General features: G+C 49.6%; 17 protein-coding genes, 1 other RNA gene and 4 pseudogenes. 13 read left to right on the forward strand and 9 right to left on the reverse strand.

Annotated elements, in window-relative coordinates; genetic code table 11:
- Positions 1-87 precede the first annotated feature (87 nt).
- A complete protein-coding gene (locus tag CS369_RS08175; RefSeq protein ID WP_244664897.1) occupies positions 88-858 on the forward strand; it encodes an AIPR family protein in 771 nt (256 codons plus the stop codon).
- 344 nt (positions 859-1202) lie between these two features.
- On the opposite strand, the gene CS369_RS23390 is transcribed toward CS369_RS08175, so the two are convergent.
- From CS369_RS23390 to smpB, 5 genes and pseudogenes are all read right to left on the reverse strand, one after another.
- Entirely contained in the window at positions 1203-1736 is a 534-nt protein-coding gene (locus CS369_RS23390) for a hypothetical protein (RefSeq protein WP_244664895.1), read from the reverse strand.
- A gap of 37 nt (positions 1737-1773) precedes the next feature.
- The gene (locus CS369_RS23395; RefSeq protein ID WP_244664896.1) at positions 1774-2343 is read right to left on the reverse strand and encodes an SIR2 family protein; all 570 of its coding nucleotides are present in this window, start codon (positions 2341-2343) and stop codon (positions 1774-1776) included.
- Positions 2344-2587: 244 nt separating this feature from the next.
- Positions 2588-3799: pseudogene (locus tag CS369_RS08185) on the reverse strand (integrase domain-containing protein).
- Positions 3800-3990: 191 nt separating this feature from the next.
- Positions 3991-4353, reverse strand: a transfer-messenger RNA (tmRNA) gene (ssrA, locus tag CS369_RS08190).
- Between the two features lie 45 nt (positions 4354-4398).
- On the reverse strand, positions 4399-4881 hold the full coding sequence (gene smpB, locus CS369_RS08195; protein WP_196906703.1) for an SsrA-binding protein SmpB: 483 nt from the start codon (positions 4879-4881) through the stop codon (positions 4399-4401).
- 155 nt (positions 4882-5036) lie between these two features.
- Between smpB and CS369_RS08200 the strand changes: the two genes are divergently transcribed.
- Both CS369_RS08200 and CS369_RS08205 read left to right on the forward strand, forming a co-directional pair.
- Positions 5037-5471 (forward strand): type II toxin-antitoxin system RatA family toxin, encoded by a 435-nt coding sequence (locus tag CS369_RS08200; protein ID WP_196906704.1) that lies wholly within the window; start codon positions 5037-5039, stop codon positions 5469-5471.
- Complete coding sequence (locus tag CS369_RS08205; protein ID WP_196906705.1) at positions 5464-5748, forward strand: RnfH family protein; 285 nt, start codon at positions 5464-5466, stop codon at positions 5746-5748. The genes CS369_RS08200 and CS369_RS08205 overlap by 8 nt, the downstream gene beginning before the upstream one ends.
- A 47-nt stretch (positions 5749-5795) precedes the next feature.
- Here the strand turns inward: CS369_RS08205 and bamE are convergent, their stop codons facing one another.
- The 3 genes from bamE to nadK form a co-directional block, all read right to left on the reverse strand.
- Positions 5796-6131 (reverse strand): outer membrane protein assembly factor BamE, encoded by a 336-nt coding sequence (bamE, locus tag CS369_RS08210; protein WP_196906706.1) that lies wholly within the window; start codon positions 6129-6131, stop codon positions 5796-5798.
- A 184-nt stretch (positions 6132-6315) separates the two neighbouring features.
- Entirely contained in the window at positions 6316-7977 is a 1662-nt protein-coding gene (recN, locus tag CS369_RS08215; RefSeq protein WP_196906707.1) for a DNA repair protein RecN, read from the reverse strand.
- Between the two features lie 87 nt (positions 7978-8064).
- The gene (gene nadK, locus CS369_RS08220; protein WP_196906708.1) at positions 8065-8943 is read right to left on the reverse strand and encodes an NAD(+) kinase; all 879 of its coding nucleotides are present in this window, start codon (positions 8941-8943) and stop codon (positions 8065-8067) included.
- A gap of 138 nt (positions 8944-9081) precedes the next feature.
- Between nadK and grpE the strand changes: the two genes are divergently transcribed.
- The 10 genes and pseudogenes from grpE to nudK all read left to right on the forward strand — a co-directional run bounded on the left by grpE (position 9082) and on the right by nudK (position 18422).
- On the forward strand, positions 9082-9669 hold the full coding sequence (gene grpE / locus CS369_RS08225; RefSeq protein WP_196906709.1) for a nucleotide exchange factor GrpE: 588 nt from the start codon (positions 9082-9084) through the stop codon (positions 9667-9669).
- A gap of 321 nt (positions 9670-9990) precedes the next feature.
- Positions 9991-11223 (forward strand): annotated as a pseudogene (locus CS369_RS08230) (Nramp family divalent metal transporter).
- Positions 11224-11443: 220 nt separating this feature from the next.
- A pseudogene (locus CS369_RS08235) lies at positions 11444-12538 on the forward strand (iron-containing alcohol dehydrogenase); the annotation flags it as partial.
- 187 nt (positions 12539-12725) lie between these two features.
- Complete coding sequence (locus CS369_RS08240; RefSeq protein ID WP_196906711.1) at positions 12726-13724, forward strand: 2-dehydro-3-deoxygalactonokinase; 999 nt, start codon at positions 12726-12728, stop codon at positions 13722-13724.
- Between the two features lie 15 nt (positions 13725-13739).
- Positions 13740-13874 carry a hypothetical protein gene (locus CS369_RS24555; protein ID WP_280514747.1) on the forward strand — a complete coding sequence of 45 codons (135 nt, stop codon included), beginning with the start codon at positions 13740-13742 and terminating at the stop codon, positions 13872-13874.
- The gene (locus CS369_RS08245) at positions 13835-14731 is read left to right on the forward strand and encodes a 2-dehydro-3-deoxygalactonokinase (RefSeq protein WP_196906712.1); all 897 of its coding nucleotides are present in this window, start codon (positions 13835-13837) and stop codon (positions 14729-14731) included. The genes CS369_RS24555 and CS369_RS08245 overlap by 40 nt, the downstream gene beginning before the upstream one ends.
- A gap of 80 nt (positions 14732-14811) precedes the next feature.
- The gene (locus tag CS369_RS08250; protein WP_196906713.1) at positions 14812-16119 is read left to right on the forward strand and encodes an MFS transporter; all 1308 of its coding nucleotides are present in this window, start codon (positions 14812-14814) and stop codon (positions 16117-16119) included.
- A gap of 84 nt (positions 16120-16203) precedes the next feature.
- Positions 16204-16872, forward strand: a pseudogene (locus tag CS369_RS08255) (bifunctional 4-hydroxy-2-oxoglutarate aldolase/2-dehydro-3-deoxy-phosphogluconate aldolase).
- Positions 16873-16993: 121 nt separating this feature from the next.
- A complete protein-coding gene (locus CS369_RS08265; RefSeq protein ID WP_196906716.1) occupies positions 16994-17806 on the forward strand; it encodes an IclR family transcriptional regulator in 813 nt (270 codons plus the stop codon).
- A gap of 37 nt (positions 17807-17843) precedes the next feature.
- Positions 17844-18422: a GDP-mannose pyrophosphatase NudK gene (gene nudK / locus CS369_RS08270; protein ID WP_196906717.1), complete on the forward strand. Its 579-nt coding sequence runs from the start codon at positions 17844-17846 to the stop codon at positions 18420-18422.
- 171 nt (positions 18423-18593) lie between these two features.
- On the opposite strand, the gene CS369_RS08275 is transcribed toward nudK, so the two are convergent.
- Positions 18594-19195: transketolase C-terminal domain-containing protein (locus tag CS369_RS08275; RefSeq protein WP_280514748.1), on the reverse strand; the 602-nt coding region annotated here is incomplete at its 5' end.

Raw genomic sequence — 19195 nt, forward strand, 5'->3', positions numbered from 1 at the left:
CGGCTGATGGCTGAAAACCCGGAAATCTCAAAAAGTGCGTGGAACTAAAACCTGTGTGCTTACAAAACATCTTATACATTAAGCAGGATTTACGATGAATATAAAGAAAATGGTGCAGAAGATGTTTTCAAAGAAAAAGAAGTTTTATTAAAAATAATAACATTAATGGATGATATTGATGATGACAGTAAATTAAAATTAGTTGGTGACATTTCAAACGTCACAAACAAGCAGACGCCAGTTATAAATGCGGATAAGTTCTTCAATGATGAAGTACATAAAAAAATACAAAAAGTAGTTTTTGATAGATATGGAATTCTATATGAAAGAAAACGTGGTGAATTTTCAGATGGTTTATCTAATGGATATGTTGGTAAATATCAAATATTGAAAAGAAATTTATTTTTTAGAATATATTACTCATCAAATGGATACATTAATATTGAATTCAGGAAGAAATTGTTTCAGCAAAATGATTTTTCGTTTTTTAAATTTAATAATGAATCATTTGATAGATTCAATATTGGTTATCATCTGTATGTTAAATTATGGCGAGGGATATTGAATAGTAAGGATGAATTTAATTTCAATTTAATTAGAAAAGATTTGTATGCAAAGTTATATGCATATAATCAGATGTTCCCAGTAGGTGAGGTGGATGATATAGATAATAATATTTCAATTTTTGATGATGAGTGGGGGTTGTTCTTAGCTGATAAAGTTGAAAAAAGAGCTGAAATGAAAATAATTAAAACAAAAGGAACTCATCAAGAGAAAAAATTTTTTAATGAGTATCGGTATTTTAGAAGTAGTAACTTTGAAAAAGATGTTATTGATTGGTTTAATAAAAGGGTATAAGACATATTATAGTCTTTAGTAAATGGATAAGTACAACTTTTATTAGACTTATGGTGAACATTCAGAGGCGAGTTATGGGTTAACCAGCTAAGTAATGAAAGGAATATCTCTAGTTACCAGCCTTGCTTTGAAATGTTCTACTTGGCTTTTTTTATATGTGTTTCAACAGCACCGGCTTGCTAGATTTTGTTGACACACAAAGTAAATCTGGTTGATTCGTGATATGTTATAATTCCAGTGCCTAAGGATAAAAATATTAAAATCAACGATATTTTCTTTGCAAGGCTTAGCATAATCTAAATGCCAAGATTATTTTTCGTAATCATGTGTGATAATAAATAAAATCACGGAGCTTTTACTCCCAAGTCAAACTCTGCTCCATCTCTGACTCTCTCTAAAAGTTCACGAAGGTAATTTGAGTACCTATGTGATTGGATTTCATCTCCATTCATAATAGCATAATGATATTTGTTATCAAAGGTTTTGATATTTACACCTGTAATGTTTTTTACTGTTTCTAATAGTTTGTTAGCATCATGCCAGCCTTTATAACCGAGAGTCTGGCCCAGTGCCGTCAATGTGTAAGGATAACTGGCATTAAAAGCCATCCCATCTGAAGACGTAGCTATCCCATATAGTTTTGCCAATTCTCCTTCTGATTCGCTAATATTTGATAAAACTCGATAATCTACCTGTACCGGGTTTCTTGGAATATCACTTCTTACAAGGTCATAGGTACGAGCAAGTAAGGCTCGTAATAATTTAGGGTTTATATTATCAAGTGCTCTATTTGCACCAAATGCTGAGAAGACCCAAGAGAAGTCATTTGCAACTATGCTTTTTATCCTAATGCTCTTATTTGCAGATGCTTGAATCAATCGCTCTCGGCGTGGGTATTCATTATCGTTCTGTTTATCAATCCATTCTAGTATATATGTTAGGTATAATTTCACCATTTTCAGAAAGTAGTTCATCAATATCGGATAAAATATTTTTTATGTTCTCATCTTCAGCGCTATAATCTATAAAGATAAGAGGGTGTTCTGCAAAAAGCGTTAGAAGTTTTGCACTTAAATATTTCTTTTTCTTTATGAAATCACCATAATCATCACTATTAATGATGATGCTTTCAGGTGTAGAACAACAACCGTGAATTTTAAGTATTTTACCGATACTACCATGATTAGCGTATAAGATCTTTTGGCCTATAATAGGGGTGAATTCGGGATATATTGACTCTAATAATTGATCATAGTTTGTAGTGATTATTGAGTGTAGATGTATTTTTCTTAAAAGATCAATTTCGCCATGACCTATAATCTTATTATCCTGTATGAGTAAGTTAAAAATACTCGATATCTTATGTTTGAAGTAAATTCTTGGTTCATTTCCGGCCTCAAATAATTCAGGTGGGAATTCCTTTTCACCGTCCCCCCATGCCCACTCATTATAAGCATCAGAGAATACACTTCCAATATCAATCAACTCAGGATATTTCTGTTTGTAATAGGCGAATTTTTTATCTATGTTGGGACATTCAGTAGCAAGCTGTTTTAATAACTCTTCTCAATTGGGGACTGTGAGATATCTTTTTGTTAGTCCTGAGCCTACAAAAAGTATTGGTTGGCATCCCATGCCCTCAAGACATGTTTTGATATCATCACTAACATCTTCAATGTATTGATGGTAGTTATTTGGCATATAATGTTCCTTTAATGTGGAGTCTACGCTATTTTTCTTGCATATGTCGGTGATGTCTAAAGACGGAATTCCCCCACCATTCCATAAGACTTATGCGTTGTTCAAGGTAAGTCGAGCGATTATAAGCCCGCCGAACCTCATTTTTATCCGAGTGAGCCAAAGCAGCTTCAATCACATCAGGGTTAAAACCCGCTTCATTCATCGCGGTGCTGGCTATGGAACGTAATCCATGAGCAACCAATCTACCACCATATCCAATCCGTTTTATAGCAGCATTTGCCGTCTGGCTATTCATAGCCTGCTTAGGATCGTTACGGCTGGGAAACACATGCTCACGGTTGCCGCTTATGGGGCGCATGATATCCAGAATTTCCAACGCCTGCGGCGACATCGGTACAATGTGCTCACGCTTGGCCTTCATCCGTTCAGCGGGAACCGTCCATAGCTTCGCTTCCAGATCGATATCTTCCCACCTTGTGCCAAATGCTTCCGCCGGGCGTACCAATGTTAATAACTGCCACTCAATCAAAAAGCGCGTAGGTAACGACAGGTTAGACATAGAAAGGGAGCGCATCAGTTTAGGCAGTTCTTCCTGCCGTAGCGTTGGCATGTTCTGCTTCTTGGGCTTCTCAAATGCCATACCTATGCCCGACGCCGGGTTAGCGTCAATCAAGCCGGTGTTAACCACGAAAATCATGATCTCATTGATACGCTGCACAAGTCGTCGCACGGTTTCCAATGCGCCACGCGCTTTGATGGGTTCCAGTGTCTGGATAAACAGCCGGGTTTTGATGTACTGCACCGGGACGTTTTCCAGTGCGAGGAAAATGTCTTTCTCCAGCGATCTCCAGATATCTTTGGCGTAATCGGGCGTTACCGTGTTGCTCTTTACCTCAAACCAGCTTTTAGCCACATTGCTAAATAGGCTCTCAACGGCGATCTGCGCTTATTCCTGTTCTTTAGCGACTGACTCTTGTGGGTCGATGCCTTTTGCCAATAGCGCCAGTTTCTCGTCGCGCATTGCCCGTGCATCGGCCAGTGACAGGGCAGGGTAGTTGCCTAACGCGAGTGTGGTGCCGGTTTTTGTCCCCGGTCGCAGGTAACGAAAGCGCCAATGTTTTTTGCCGGTAGTTTTCACCAGCAAAAACAGGCCATCACCATCGTGCAGGCTAAACTCTTTTTCCTTCGGGCGGGCTTTGCTCACTTCGGTGTGGTTCAATGGCCGCGTGATTCTTGGCAGGCGCTTATCCTTATTTTTAGGCCCACGTTTTAGGCTTATAGAATAGCGTGGGCCTAAACTTAGGCCAATAGTCATCGGATTTGGCTGGATATCCTCGGACAATGATGGACACAAAAAAGCCCGCAGGGCTTGCGCCGAGCGGGCTTTCAGGACTTCATCGGATGACTCTGGTAATCACCGATGGAGAATTTTGGTGGAGCTGGCGGGAGTTGAACCCGCGTCCGAAATTACTACACCGTCGGCACTACATGCTTAGTCTAGTCTTTACATTCGCCGGTTAGCTGCGAACAGACACGCCACTAACAAACTAGCCTGATTGGATTTAACGCTTCAACCTCAGGCAGGGCATCCACGCGATCTCTTTTGGGTTTGACCTCTCTTGATCCCCGTCCTAAGAGCGGAGGCTAGGGAGAGAGGGCTCAGAGCAGGTTATTAAGCTGCTAAAGCGTAGTTTTCGTCGTTTGCGACTATTTTTTTGCGGCTTTTTACGAGGCAAACCGCCCCTCGGCATGCTCCTAAGGCTACACAATCCCGTCGAATCCACAATCAGCCCCAAGTACTTCAGTAGTATAACAGAACCGTGACACCCTAATCCACTGTTAGCGGTTGGCGTTTTTCATGATGCGCGCCTTGTCCGTTTGCCACTCGCACTCTTTGATATCTGAACGCTTATCGTGCTCTTTCTTTCCTTTGGCAACACCAATCTTCACTTTTGACCAGGCGTTCTTCCAATACAACGAAAGCGCAACCACGGTGTAACCTTCACGATTAACCCGTCCATAAAGCGAATCCAACTCACGCTTGTTCAGCAACAGTTTTCGGGTGCGCTTAGGGTCACAAACCACGTGGCTTGACGAGGCCAGTAGTGGCTGAAAGGTAGCACCAAACAGAAAAGCCTCACCACTGTGCAACAGTACATAGCTGTCGCTGATGTTGGCCTTACCTGCGCGTAGTGATTTTACTTCCCATCCTTGCAACGCCAATCCCGCTTCGAACTCTTCTTCAATGAAGTATTCGTGGCGAGCTCGCTTGTTTTGCGCAATGGTGGCGGAGCCGGGTTTATAAGCTTTTTTCTTTGTCATAGTGTCGTCATTATACCGGATGTTAAAGGGAAAGACATCACTGCCGCATCAGTGAACGCACGTTGAGGAAGGGGGGCGATCGTCGCCTCAGAATTTTTACCATCCGGGCCATCGGTGCTATTATTCCGCGCGTTTGAAGTAATACGGAAAAAGCCATGCCCAAGATTAGTCGCTCTGCACAGGTGTCCTACAGCGCGCAACAAATGTACCAGTTGGTGAATGATGTCGCCTCCTATCCCCAGTTTCTGCCTGGCTGTACCGGGAGCCGCGTCATTGCTGCCAATGCTGAAGAAATGACGGCCGCTGTCGATGTCTCTAAAGCCGGGATCAGCAAAACCTTTACCACGCGCAATACGCTTACCGAGAGCCAATGCATCAGTATGCAGTTGGTTGATGGCCCGTTCCGTCAACTGAGTGGCGATTGGCGCTTTATTCCTTTAAGTGCCGATGCTTGCAAGGTGGAACTGCATCTTGATTTTGAGTTCACCAATGCGTTGATCGAACTGGCCTTTGGCAAGGTGTTTAAAGAATTGGCAAGTAATATGGTGCAGGCCTTCACCTTACGCGCCAAAGAGGTATACCGTGCCTGAAATCCGTGTCGATGTGGTTTATGCGCTGCCAGAACGTCAGTATGTGCGGTCCGTGACGGTGGAAGAGGGCGCAACGGTGGAGCAGGCTATTGTCGCCTCAGGGTTGCTGACATTGCTTACCGATATCGATTTACAGGTTAACAAAGTCGGGATCTTTAGCCGGTCGGCCCGTTTGACGGACGCAGTAACTGAGGGCGATCGCGTAGAGATCTACCGTCCGTTGATTGCCGATCCTAAAGAATTGCGCCGTCAGCGCGCGGAGCGTTCCAAAAAATAAGGCACATTCTGTGCCTTATTATGCGTGCTCTGATCACCGCTTCACTATCAATTCAGCGTCGGTTGATTTTTCACGTTGGTCAAAATGCCATCTTGGCTGAAGGTCAGTGTCAGCGTTTGCTGTTTTACCGCCTCATGCCAGGGTTGCTGGCGGAAAACGTAGAACCAGGTGTCACTGCCAAAGGGGTCTTGCATCATCGGCGTACCCAATGTATAGGCAACCTGTTGCTTGGTCATACCGGTGTGGATTTTTGCCACATCAGCCGGTGTCAGATAGTTCCCTTGGTTGATATCTGGACGATAAACCAGTCTTTCCAGCGTAGAACAACCGGCGGTCAGCATAACAACCATCGCGGCGATGACGGTCAGCGTTTTACAGCGCATAGTAAATACATTCCTTAAGAGCATAGGTTGCCGATGATAATAGACCTTGCCTGTCTTGAAAACCGGCAAGGCGCTTGTATGACCACCGGAATGCAAAAAAGTTGATTATTTTTGTCTGAACGCTAACGGTAACAACGGTAAAACGCACTCAATTAGCCATGGCTCGCGATGCCTGATGCTGTTTTTACGCAGACAGTAACTCTTTAGCGTTCGCCAATGTGTTTTTGGTGACTGCGCTGCCACCCAACAAACGGGCCAGCTCTTGCAACCGTGCGCGTTTGTCCAGCGGTTGCATCAGCGTTTCAGTAGCTGCACCATCGATATGTTTGCTGACAAAGAAGTGTTGATGGCCGCAGCCAGCAACTTGCGGTAAGTGGGTGACACACATCACCTGTGTGGATGTGCCGAGTTGACGCAGCATTTTGCCGACAATTGCTGCGGTCGGGCCACTGATGCCCACATCCACTTCGTCGAAAATTAGCGCTGGGGTATCCATTTTACGCGCAGCGATCACCTGAATAATCAGTGCGATACGGGAGAGTTCACCGCCGGAGGCGATCTTCGCCAGAGCCTGATGCGGTTGACCCGGGTTAGTCGTGACCAGAAACGTGATGCTGTCTGCGCCATAGGCTGTCAGGCGCTCTGGCGAAAACTCTACTTCAATGGAGAAATGTCCGTGCGGCATGGCGAGTTCATGCATCTGTGCCGTAATCAACTGAGACAATTCATGCGCTTGGTGTTGACGGCGGGCATGTAACTGTTCCGCGGCGTGCAGAGCCTGTTGGTGATACTCGCTAACGGCCAGGCTGAGCGCGGCGTGGTTGCTCTCTTGTTCTGCCAGTTGCTGCTGTTCATCCAGCAGTTGCTGGTAGAATGCCGGCAGGTTTTCTGGGGCGACGTGATGTTTGCGCGCCAGCGCCATTTGGCGGGATAAGCGCTGCTCCAGCTCATAGAGTCGGGTCGGATCGAGATCCGTTTGTTCGCTGTAGTGGCGCAACTCATCGCTGGCTTCGCTGATCTGAATGCTGGCTTCTTCCAGCATATTCAGCACGCTGCCCAGTTTTTCATCCATAGTAACGAGTTCGCCGAGTTGGTGCTTTGCGCTGTGGAGCATGCTCATGATGTTCTGATAGTCGTTTTCGCTGAGCAACTGCAATGTCTGCTGGCTGAGTGACAGCAGTTGACCGCTGTTAGCCAGCCGTTTGTATTCGAAGTCAATTTGTTCGTATTCACCGGGCAGTGGGGCAAACTCTTTCAGCTCTTTGAGCTGGTATTGCAACAGTTCGCGGCGTGCCTCACGTTCGATATTCGCTTGTTGCAACTGTGCCAGATCGCGACAACTTTGGTGCCACTGCTGCCAGATTTGTTGCATGGCAGCAAGTAGTTGCGGTTCGTCGGCATAGGCATCCAGCAGATGACGTTGGTGTTCAGGTTTGAGCAACAATTGGTGAGCGTGCTGTCCGTGCAGTTGGATCAGGTGCTGGCCGAGCTCACGCAACTGCGATAATGGCACGGCGGTGCCATTGATAAACCCGCGTGAACGCCCGTCTGCACTGATCACCCGGCGTAGCAGGCACTCGTTGCTGTCATCCAGTTGGTTTTGCTCCAGCCATGCTTTTACCGCAGGGGTATCGCTGAGGGCGAAACGGGCACAGATGTCGGCACGCTGTGCGCCGGGACGCACCATGCTGGCGTCAGAACGGTTGCCTAGGCACAGGCCCAATGCGTCAATCGCGATAGATTTGCCCGCGCCGGTTTCGCCGGTAATAACGCTCATACCTGATTGAAAATCAATTTCTAACTCACGCACGATAGCGAAATGACTGATAGTGAGTTGCGCCAGCATGAATCACCTTCCTGTATGTAACAGCAGACTGTAATTAAATACAGTATAATACCGTTTTTTAACCAGTAAAGTAGCCAGCACGAAATTTTAAAATAATTTTTTCGACCACCCCAGCTTTATGCTTAGCGTATTGAAATAGCTGTAATTTTCTGGGTGTATCAAATTTAGCGAGTATTGGCTGCGAGTAATCAGTACCTCTTCTCCTTCCTGTACCGGCAGGGTTATCTGGCTGTCACAGCTTAACTCCAGATCGTGTATGATATGAGAAAACTTCAGGCGGATGGTGCTGCTGCTGTTTATCACCAGTGGGCGCGCTGAAAGCGTATGGGGAAACATCGGCACCAGCGCGATGGCATCCAGTGTCGGTGTCAGGATGGGGCCACCACCGGAAAGCGAGTAAGCGGTGGAACCGGTAGGCGTTGAGATAATCAGGCCGTCCGAGCGTTGGGAGAAGGCGAAACGATCGTCAATATAGACTTCAAATTCAATCATATGGGCGACTTTTCCGAGGTGTAGTACCACTTCATTGATCGCCGTGCTAGTGCTGTCAGGCTGATTGCGACGGCAAACATGCGCTTCCAGCATAAAGCGCTGTTCGCTCAGGTAGCGCCCTTCCAACACCTCGGTAAGCTGCTGTTGCGCCTGATCGGGATCGAGATCGGTCAGGAAGCCGAGATTTCCCCGGTTGACGCCAATCACATCAATGTCATAGCGAGAGAGCACGCGAGCGGCACCTAGCATATTGCCATCGCCGCCAACCACCACGGCCAAATCGGCTTGCATGCCGATTTCCGACAGGCTGCCGGTCAACGCATCGGGCAGGTTTAGCTCGTGGGCAATATGCTGCTCCAGCATGACTTGGTAGCCCTTGCTGTTCAGCCAGTGATACAACATCTCATGCGTCGCCAGTGCCGTGGGGTGGCGCGGATGGCCCACAATGCCAATGCAATTGAACTGTTTCGTCATCGTTATGCTTTTCCTTACCCTGAGCCGCCCGGTATCACGAAATCTGTCGGTATATGTGACTACTTCTCTTGAATCCCCGGTTTTCATCCCCATAATAAGCGAACAAGCGAGATGAATGCTAAAACCGCGGAGAATTTCATGAGTAGTAAAGAACAGAAGTCGCCTGACGAGCAAGTCGTAGATCAAATGGAAGCGGCACAGGGGCAACATGCGGAAGTGGAACCTGCAACGACAGACGTCGCCGATCCGCGTGATGAACGTATTGCCGAATTGGAAGCGCAACTGAACGAACTACAGCAGCGTGAGCGCGATACCGTGCTGCGCGCGCGTGCCGAAACGGACAATATCCGCCGTCGCGCTGAAATGGACGTGGAAAAAGCGCATAAATTTGCGCTGGAAAAATTTGCGGGTGAAATGCTGCCAGTGATTGATAACCTCGAGCGTTCGCTCGATGCTGCCGATCGCAGCAATGAGTCCCTTGCCTCGTTGATTGAGGGTGTGGAACTGACGCTGAAATCGCTGCTGGATGCCGTGCGCAGGTTTGGTATCGAGGTGGTGGGTGACGTGAACGTGCCGTTTAATCCGGAAGTGCACCAGGCCATGACCATGCTGGAATCGGCCAACCATGCGCCAAATTCAGTAATGATGGTGATGCAAAAAGGTTACACCCTGAACGGTCGTTTGCTGCGTCCCGCCATGGTTGCCGTTTCCAAAGCGAAGGGCTGATTTCCCTGAGCGACTCGCGCGTGCCATGAGGGCAGGCGTAACAAATTGAAATCAATAAAAACCCCAAGTGACTTTACCTTGGTTTTTTTTGTTTATATTTTGTTAACAATATGGCGCGGATCACATTTCTAGCGATGCGCGCGTGTTTGGGGCCGTGCAGGCAGAGAGGTAATCGTTAACCTATCAGGCTAAACGGATATCCCTGCTAACTATGTTGCTTTTAGCTATTACAGCAATCTGTTTTACCACTCTAAATGCATTTGATAATCATTATTATTAATGACAGAGTGAATCATTATAGAGGTAATAAAGGGTCATTGTATGCCGGGAAGCCGAGTGATAGAGACTGCCAGCCGCACGTCAAGGAAGCTTAAGCTTTCCCTGATGGGGCCAGCATTTACAGCGGCGATTGGCTATATCGATCCGGGTAACTTTGCCACCAATATTCAATCGGGGGCGGACTACTGCTATCAATTGCTGTGGGTGGTGGTATGGGCCAACCTGATGGCGATGCTGATCCAGTTGCTTTCTGCCAAGCTGGGGATTGCCACCGGGAAAAATCTGGCAGAGCACATTCGCGATCGTTTCCCTCGCCCTGCGGTGTGGGCCTATTGGGTGCAGGCTGAGATCATCGCCATGGCAACCGATTTGGCCGAGTTTATCGGTGCTGCCATTGGCTTTAAGTTGCTGTTAGGGGTTTCGCTGCTTGAGGGCGCGATCCTTACCGGTATTGCGACCTTCCTGATTCTGGCACTGCAATAGCGTGGTCAAAAGCCGCTGGAGATGATTATCGGCGGGCTGCTGCTGTTTGTCGCTGCCGCGTATATTGTCGAACTGATCTTCTCGCGTCCTGAAATGGCCTCGCTGGTGCGTGGCATGGCGGTGCCGCAGTTGCCCACCTCGGACGCGGTGCTACTAGCTGCTGGGGTGTTGGGGGCCACCATTATGCCCCATGTGATTTACCTGCACTCGTCATTGGCCCAGCAGGGCGAAGACCACACCCGTGCCGAACGCTATGCTGCGACCAAAATCGACGTGGCAGTGGCGATGACCATTGCAGGATTCGTCAATCTGGCAATGATGGCTACCGCGGCGGCGGCGTTCCATTTTAGCGGCAATCAGGATATCGCCGATCTGGAACGTGCCTATCTCACCCTCGATCCACTGTTAGGGAAGGCCGTGGCGACTATTTTCGGCTTAAGCCTGGTGGCTGCGGGGCTCTCTTCGACCGTCGTGGGGACGTTGGCTGGCCAAGTGGTGATGCAAGGGTTTATCCATTTTCATATTCCCCTGTGGGTGCGGCGCACGGTCACCATGCTGCCTTCATTTATTGTGATTATGTCTGGCATGGAGCCCACTCGCGTGTTGGTGCTGAGTCAGGTGCTGCTCAGCTTCGGTATTGCGTTGGCACTGGTGCCTTTGCTGGCGTTTACCGGAAATCGGGCGTTGATGGGATGCATGGTCAATGGTCGTTGGGTACAGAACGCCGGTAATGCCATTGTTTTGGTTTCTCTCAATGCTTATCTGCTGATCAGCACGTTTTTCCTCAGCTAACGCAATATAATATTTCTCACGTCTAACGGATTGTCGTCACAATAAATGTGATGGCAGTCCATTTTTTTATCAAAAGGCTAGCGCTCATTTTTCCTCATCTCTATTATTTGGATCATCAATACGAATAGTGTTCGCATATGCGAACGGAAAGAGGTGAGAGATGCCAGCTTTTGATTACAGTAATCCCGTCAAATTTCATTTTTGATTAGGGCGACACAAGCAAGTGGGCGACATTGCCCGTCCTTACGGTAAAAAGGCACTGCTGGTGGCGTCAGACAGCTCCAAGCCCACCGGGCAGTTGCAGGCGGTGCAACAATCGCTGACGGAAGCGGGCGTCACATTTGCGGTTTACGATCGCTTTATGCAGAACCCGTTGTCCACGCTGGTGGCTGAAGGGGCGCAGGTCGCGAACGATGAAGGACGCGATCTGGTGATCGGTCTTGGAGGCGGCAGCGCGATGGACATGGCGAAAGGGATCGCCTTTTCTGCGGTTAATGAAGGTAGCATCTGGGATTACGTGTTTGGTCGTAAAGTCGGCACCCACGCGTTGCCGATCATCCTCATCCCAACGACGGCAGGTACCGGCAGTGAAGCTAACCGCACCGCGGTATTCACCAACCCGGAAACCAACGACAAGAAAGGCCTGGTGAATCCCCTCATCTACCCGAAGGCGGCCATTATCGATCCTGAATTGATGCTGACCCTGCCAAAACGAGTGATCGCCGGACCGGGAGCCGATGTACTGTTCCATGTGCTGGAATCCTACATTTCCAAGAATGCCACGCCGTTCAGCGAAATTCTGTCCCTGCGTGCGATTGAGTTGATCGCGCAGAACCTGCCACTGGTCTATGAAGATGTCACCAATGTGGCCGCCTGGGAGAACGTCACGCTGGCCAGCTCATTGGCGGGCATGGCAATTGACTGCGCTGGCACCACGTTGCCGCACGCGTTGCAGCACCCGATGGGCGGTTTGTTAGATGTGGTGCACGCGGAAGGTATCGCGGCCATTTACAAACCCTTTATGGAATATACCTGGCCTGCGGCATCGGAGAAATTTGCTGCTATCGCCAAAGCCATGGGGATCGATACGCGTGACATGAGCCAGGAACAGGCGGCAGAAAGCAGTGTGGTGGCGGTTCATCAATTCCTGACGTGCATTAATATGGTGCCGACACTGACGCAATTGGGCGTTAAAGAAGAGCACTTCGATTGGTTGATTAATAATGTATTAACCACCATGAAAGTCGTGCTGTCGAATAATCCACGTGTACCAGACGGAGAAAAGATTCGGGAAATTTATCAGGGCTGCTTGTAATTTCGTGTGCGTTATCCACCAGAGATAAACGCTTATTTATCTGGTGCGAAGTGTAATTAATAGCAATCCGCACCAGACAATAAAAAGCTATTCCGACTGATGAGATTTTTTCGTCAGAGGACTTCTGTACCCTATTTTTGATGGCTGTTATAAATATTGTGACAATAAGAGGCTAACGATTATATTTGTGGTTATTAATTGCGGTTCTACCAATACCCGCCTTTATCTGATCAAAGATCAGGCGGTAATCAGTAAAAATGAAATTCCTGTCGGGGTAAACAGCACGGCAGCGACCGGTAATAATGCCGCTTTGAAAGAAGGTATTGCCGCTGGTTTTCAACAACTGCTGGCGCAGGAAAGCCTGACTCTCAACGATGTGTGTTTTGCCATCGCTTCAGGGATTATCACCTCTAACCTGGGGCTGGTAGAGATCCCGCACCTGACCGCTCCGGTCAACATCGATGATCTTGCGACCTTTGCCCGCCAGTATCGCGATCCGGCCATTTTCCCGATTGATATTCCCGTGGTGTTTATTCCCGGCATTAAAAATGCGGCTGGCAAGGGGGGTTGGGAAGGGATCACATCGCTGGATTTGATGCGTGGGGCGATTGGCGTGTTGAGCCGCCATAAGCCTGCGTTGCCGTGCACCATTATTGAGCTGGGATCGACCACCAAGCTGATTCACATTGATGCGCAAGGAAGACTGGCGGGCAACATGACGTCGCTGAGCGGTCAGGTGTATGCCGCTGTTCTGAAAGAGACCTTTATCGGTTCCAGCGTCAAAAGTGCCGAGCCCCAACCTGACTGTTTCTCTGAGCAGATTGCCGATGCGGCCTACCGCAGCGTGCAGCAAAGCGGTCTGTTGCGCACCATTCTACTGACCCGCTTTATTCAATTCTCACTGGATACCCAACCGTCGGAGCGCAAGCTGTTCTGTGAGGCGGCGATGGCAGCTGATGACATGAAACTGTTTGCCGATGCCCAGCAGCAAGGGTTTGACCTGAACAGTGAGATGATTTTTGTCGGCAACGCGCAGCGCTGCCATATCTACCAGCACATGATGAAAAACGTGCTCGGTCTGACGCGCCCAACGACGCTTATCACCGCGCGGGACGAGATTGACAGACTGGTGGTGGAGGGCGCGGGCTATATCGCCGCTCGCGTTGAACTGGGGCCACAGGGTTAAGGGCAGGAGAGAAACATGTATTCCGTTACGATTGATACTGGCACCACCAACACGCGCGTTTTTGTTTGGCAGGATAACCGTATTATTGCTGAGCCAGCCAGGCGGTTGGCGTGCGCGACACAGCCATCACTGGCAGCAAAGAAACCCTGACGCGGGGCGTGCAGGTTGCGGTTCAGGCCGCGCTGGCACAGGCGGCGTTACCGCCGGAAGCTAAAGTGACCTACCTTTCTGCTGGCATGATCACCTCCAATGTTGGCCTGTGTGAGATCCCGCACGTTGTGGCACCAGCAGGCATCAACGAATTGGCGGCGGGTATGGTGCAGCAGGTCATTCTCGAAGTGAGCGATCAGCCGATTTGGTTTGTTCCCGGCATTCGCAACAACGACGGTGCGGTTGCGCCGGAAAACGTTGAAAAAATGGATGTGATGCGCGGTGAGGAAGTGGAAACCATCGGTGCCATTGCCGCGCTGGATATTCGTGGCCCGGCGCTGATTATCCAGCCGGGTTCCCACTCCAAATTCATTAAAGTCGATGCGGATAATCGCATTGAACGCTGCGTAACCACCATTGCCGGTGAGTTGCTGGATGTTATTACTCAACGCACCATTCTGGCCAGTTCGTTGAAACACCAGTTCGCCAATGAAGTAGAAGCGCAGTATCTGCTGCAAGGCGCGCGTGATTGTGCCGCCGTCGGTCTGGCGCGCAGCTGCTTCTCGGTGCGCATTCTCGATATGTTCGCTTCACTGAGTGATAACCAAAAGGCGAACTATTTGCTCGATGCAGTATTACAAACGGATATTCTCGCGATCAAAAACAGCAAAGCGCTGAATATCTTCCCAGATGCCACGTTAGTGATTTGCGGCAAGAAAATATTAAAGAACGCCTTTGAAATATTAATTAAGGATGATGCCTTTTTTACCGGCGATGTGGTGGTGATTGATGATAATCAGCCGTCGCTATCTGGCTTAGGTGCATTGGAAATTGCCCGGGTCAGGAAAATTATTTAACGAACATTCCGCCTGTTAGCAGGCAGAAGGAAGAATGTCATTACCTCTTACCCTACAGGTATTATTATAGGAATATCACGATGAGTACTCTGGTTAATACCGATGCCGCGAGTAAAAAAATCGGCAAGAAGCGGTGGTTTGTCGTTTTCTTGTTATTAATTGGCGGCATTATCAATTATCTCGATCGCGCGGCATTATCCATTGCCGCGCTCGACATGATGAAAGATCTGCACTTGACCAATAACGATATTGGTTTGATGGGATCCGTATTTGCACTGATTTACGCCATGTGCCAGTTACCTTCCGGTTGGCTGGTCGATAAATTTGGGCCGAAGAAGGTCTACAGCTGGGCTATCGGCCTGTGGAGCGGTGCCACCATGCTGACCGGTGCCTGTAGCAACCTGACCACGCTACTGTTTGCGCGCGGTATCCTGGGTATTACGGAAGCGCCGTGCTGGCCGGGGGCAGCGAAAATCACCGCGTCCTGGTTCCCGAAAAAAGAACGCGCACTGGCAACCGGCTTCTGGGATGCGGCGTCCAAATGGGGTCCAGCCATTGCTCCGCCGATTCTGGTTGCCATCATTGTACCGTTCGGCTGGCGTGCTCTGTTCTTTATCGCAGGTGGTATTGATCTGATCTTCCTGGTGTTTTTCCTCTTTGCTTACCATCAGTCGGAAAAACATCCGACGCTGAGCAAAGAAGAGCTGGATTACATTAAAGAAGGCGGCGGCGGTACCGCAGAAAAACTGGGCAACAGTGAGGTCACCATTAGTTGGGGCGGGTTGTTTAAGTACAAATGCGTGTGGGGCATGATTTTGGGCTGGTTCTGCTATGTGTGGATGATGAATATCTTCACCACCTTCCTGCCCCTCTATTTGATGAAAACCCAGAACATCGAGCTTAAAGCGTTGGGTATCCACGCCAGTATTCCTTACTTCGGCGGTATCGTCGGGGCCATTGGCGGCGGATATTTGTCCAAATGGTTGATGGAAAAAGAAATATTCAGTGATTTATTGGTTGCCAAACGCGTCACCATCAGCGTATCCGCGTTGCTGGCAGGCGTTGCTGTCGTGGCTATTCCGTTCGCGATCAGCCTGACTGGTACGCTGGCCCTGCTGGTGATTGCCATGGCGCTGCTCTCGGCGCTCTCTGCAACCGGCTGGGCATTACCGGGTGATGTCGCTCCGGCATCCATGGTGGCCTCCGTGGGCAGTGTCCAGAATTTCGGCGGTTACTTCGCCGGTTCACTCTCACCGCTGGTGATCGGCATGATCGCCGATGCCACCGGTTCTTACACTATGGCGTTTGTCAGCGGCAGGATCATCGCTGGCTGTGCCGCCTCATGCTACTGGTTCATCGTCAGAAAACCGATCGTCGCTAATGCATGATCGCAGTGAAGGCGGCCTCGCGCCGCCTTTTTCCCCGTTTGTTGCAGTCGATTTAATAGTTAATTAAAGGGTTAGAGGTTATCAATGATTAAGCACCGAGTGATTCACGCCATAGAAGAAACGGGCATTATCGCGATTGTCAGAGGGACAAAACCCGAGGAGGTGATCCCCGTGGCACGCGCGCTCTACGATGGCGGCGTGCGCGTGTTGGAAGTGACCTGCAACACGTCAGGTTATCTGCGCAGTATTGAAGCGATCACGGTGGAATTGGGCGATAAGATGTGGATCGGTGCAGCAACCGTTATCAATCCGGTAATGGCGCAGTTGGTGATGGATGCGGGCGCCAATTTTGTGCTGGCACCGGATTTTAATCCGCAGGTGGTCAGCATGGTGCATGAAAAGCAGAAGCTGATGATCCCGGCCGTCGCCACGCCGTCAGAAATATTGCAGGCGTGCTGCATGGGCGTCGATTTGCTGAAGCTGTTCCCAGCCAACGGCCTGGGCGTCAACTATCTGAAGGAGTTGTAGGGGCCGCTCAACAATCTCTCCATCATTCCTGTTGGCGGCGTGACGCTGAATAATGTCGCTGACTTTGCACAGGCTGGTGCATTTGCCGTTGGGGTGGGTAGCGAACTGATCAATAAAACGTTAGTGGCTGAGCAGGCGTGGCAACAGTTAACCGATCTGGCACAGACCTTTATTACTCGTTTCCGGGAAAATAAAAAGCCAGATGAAGTTTGTTATCCTCTCTGATTAACTATCATCTTCCGATAAAGGCTGCCTGCCGCATTATCAACGCGGGTTGCCCTTATCGAGCACTTTTATTTTTTCTTACCGCTATGGTTATCTTGTATAATCCCGCGCAAGCGAATGCATGGGGATGGATGGCGTGGAAAAAATCAATCTCTCGGTGGCCAGAGCGCTGGATATGCTGGAGTTGGTAGCAGGAACGCGGGATGAGTTAACCATAACGGAAATCAGTACTCAGTTAGGCATACCGAAAAGCACCACCTTCGATATTATTTATACTCTGGTGGATAAATGCTACCTTGAAATCGCCAATCCCCGTGTCAAATCTTTCCGTCTGGAGCTTAAACTGTTCCAGACTGGTGGGGTTTATCTCGATCAAACGCCGTTTCATGAAGCCGCACGTTCCGTGCTGGAAGAACTGGCTGCCAGCGCGCAGGAAACCTCGTTCCTGGCGATGGAAAACGACGGTATGCTGGTGTATCTGGATAAAGTGGAGAGTGCTGCATCAGTGCGCACGTCTGCGCGCATCGGTTCCAATAACCCGCTTTATTGTACTGGGTTTGTCAAGGCGCTGCTGGCGACCATGCCGTATGAACAGGTCAAAGCCATTCTCGATAAAACCGGCGGTTTGCAGCCGATTACCCCCTTTACCGTGACGGATGAAGCGCTTTTTTTCGGCGTGCTGAACGAAGCGCGCCAGCGCGGCTACGTGATTGACGATCGTGAGCATAACGCGGAAGTCTTTTGTGTCGCGGCACCTATTTATAACGCACGAGGTAAAGTGCAAGCGGCGCTGAGTATTGCCAGCCTGTTTCCTAAAGTAAAAGATAACCCTGAACGCATTGCCGAGCTGGGTTCACTGATCTCAACGGCGGCACTCACGCTATCGCGTCGTATCGGTTTTCGCGGTGAGCATCTGTATCAGGAGTTTCGTTAAGTCAGCCGTGTGTGTTCGCGCGTGATGGAGTGTTGTGATGTCGTCTCCCATAAAGCTCATTGAAAAGAAACTGCTGTCCGATAACTGGTATGTGCTGCACAACTACACGTTCGATCTCCAACGTAAACGCGGCGGTGTGGTGCGACAGCGCCGCGAAGTTTATGACAAAGGCGACGGTGCTACCATTCTGCTCTATAACCGGGATAAAAAGACGGTAGTGCTGACGCGCCAATTTCGTATTCCGACTTACCTCAACGGTAATGAGAGCAGAATGCTGTTGGAAACCTGCGCGGGATTGCTGGATGAGTTGTCACCGGAAGCGTGCATACGTAAGGAAGTCATGGAAGAAACCGGCTACCGTATCGAGCAGGTCGAAAAACTGTTTGAAGCCTACATGTCGCCCGGTAGCGTGACGGAAAAGGTGCATTTTTTTGCCGCAGAATACGCGCCTTCCCAACGTCTGGCACGCGGCGGTGGCGTGGAAGATGAAGACATTGAGGTTATCGAACTGCCGTTTACTGACGCGCTGGCGATGATCAAAGATGGGCGTATTTGCGATGGGAAAACCATCATGCTGCTGCACTATGCGCAGCTACGGGGGTGGTGTGCATCCTAAGTACTCAAGACTTGTAAACAAGTCTTTTGAAACCAACCTCCTGCCCACCCTCGTCATTCCCGTGCAGGCGGGAATCTCTGACAGGCTAAACGCGTTCATTCTCACCGATATCCCCGGCTTTCGCCGAGGATGACAAAGGCACGAAGTGGTTTTTTATCCGCAGTCTGAGACTTATTTCAGTAGCGCGCTGGCTTTTGCCATCACGTTATCCACCGTAAAGCCAAACACCTCGAACAATTTTTCCGCCGGAGCCGATTCGCCGAAGCTCGTCATGCCCACTATCGCCCCGTTCAGGCCGACATACTTGTACCAGTAGTCTGCAATGCCCGCTTCGATCGCCACACGTGCGCTCACCGCTTTCGGCAGCACCGCTTCACGGTAGGCCGCATCCTGCTTGTCGAATGCATCGGTGGACGGCATGGAAATCACACGTACCTTGTGACCCTGCGCGCTCAGCACGTCGTAAGCCGTCACTGCCAGTTCCACTTCTGAACCGGTAGCAATCAGGATCAGATCCGGTTGGCCGTCGCTGTCTTTCAGCACGTAAGCGCCTTTCGCCACGTCCGCCAGTTGCTGCGCGGTGCGTGCCTGTTGGGCCAGGTTTTGACGCGACAGGATCAGCGCTGTCGGGCCATCCTTACGCTCGATGGCGTATTTCCACGCCACCGCGGTTTCTACCTGATCCGCCGGACGCCAGGTGCTCATGTTCGGCGTCACGCGCAGGCTCGCCAGTTGCTCTACCGGCTGGTGCGTCGGGCCGTCTTCGCCCAGAC

Origin of the sequence: Candidatus Symbiopectobacterium sp. 'North America' (genome assembly GCF_015762685.1) — a bacterium.
GTDB lineage: Bacteria > Pseudomonadota > Gammaproteobacteria > Enterobacterales > Enterobacteriaceae > Symbiopectobacterium.

Bases quoted from the DNA above. Each gene is read 5' to 3' on its own strand.
- smpB (WP_196906703.1), bottom strand. From the start codon at position 4,881: ATGACAAAGAAAAAAGCTTATAAACCCGGCTCCGCCACCATTGCGCAA.
- CS369_RS08200 (WP_196906704.1), top strand. From the start codon at position 5,037: ATGCCCAAGATTAGTCGCTCTGCACAGGTGTCCTACAGCGCGCAACAA.
- bamE (WP_196906706.1), bottom strand. From the start codon at position 6,131: ATGCGCTGTAAAACGCTGACCGTCATCGCCGCGATGGTTGTTATGCTG.
- recN (WP_196906707.1), bottom strand. From the start codon at position 7,977: ATGCTGGCGCAACTCACTATCAGTCATTTCGCTATCGTGCGTGAGTTA.
- nadK (WP_196906708.1), bottom strand. From the start codon at position 8,943: ATGACGAAACAGTTCAATTGCATTGGCATTGTGGGCCATCCGCGCCAC.
- grpE (WP_196906709.1), top strand. From the start codon at position 9,082: ATGAGTAGTAAAGAACAGAAGTCGCCTGACGAGCAAGTCGTAGATCAA.
- CS369_RS24555 (WP_280514747.1), top strand. From the start codon at position 13,740: ATGTATTCCGTTACGATTGATACTGGCACCACCAACACGCGCGTTTTT.
- CS369_RS08250 (WP_196906713.1), top strand. From the start codon at position 14,812: ATGAGTACTCTGGTTAATACCGATGCCGCGAGTAAAAAAATCGGCAAG.
- CS369_RS08265 (WP_196906716.1), top strand. From the start codon at position 16,994: ATGGGGATGGATGGCGTGGAAAAAATCAATCTCTCGGTGGCCAGAGCG.
- nudK (WP_196906717.1), top strand. From the start codon at position 17,844: ATGTCGTCTCCCATAAAGCTCATTGAAAAGAAACTGCTGTCCGATAAC.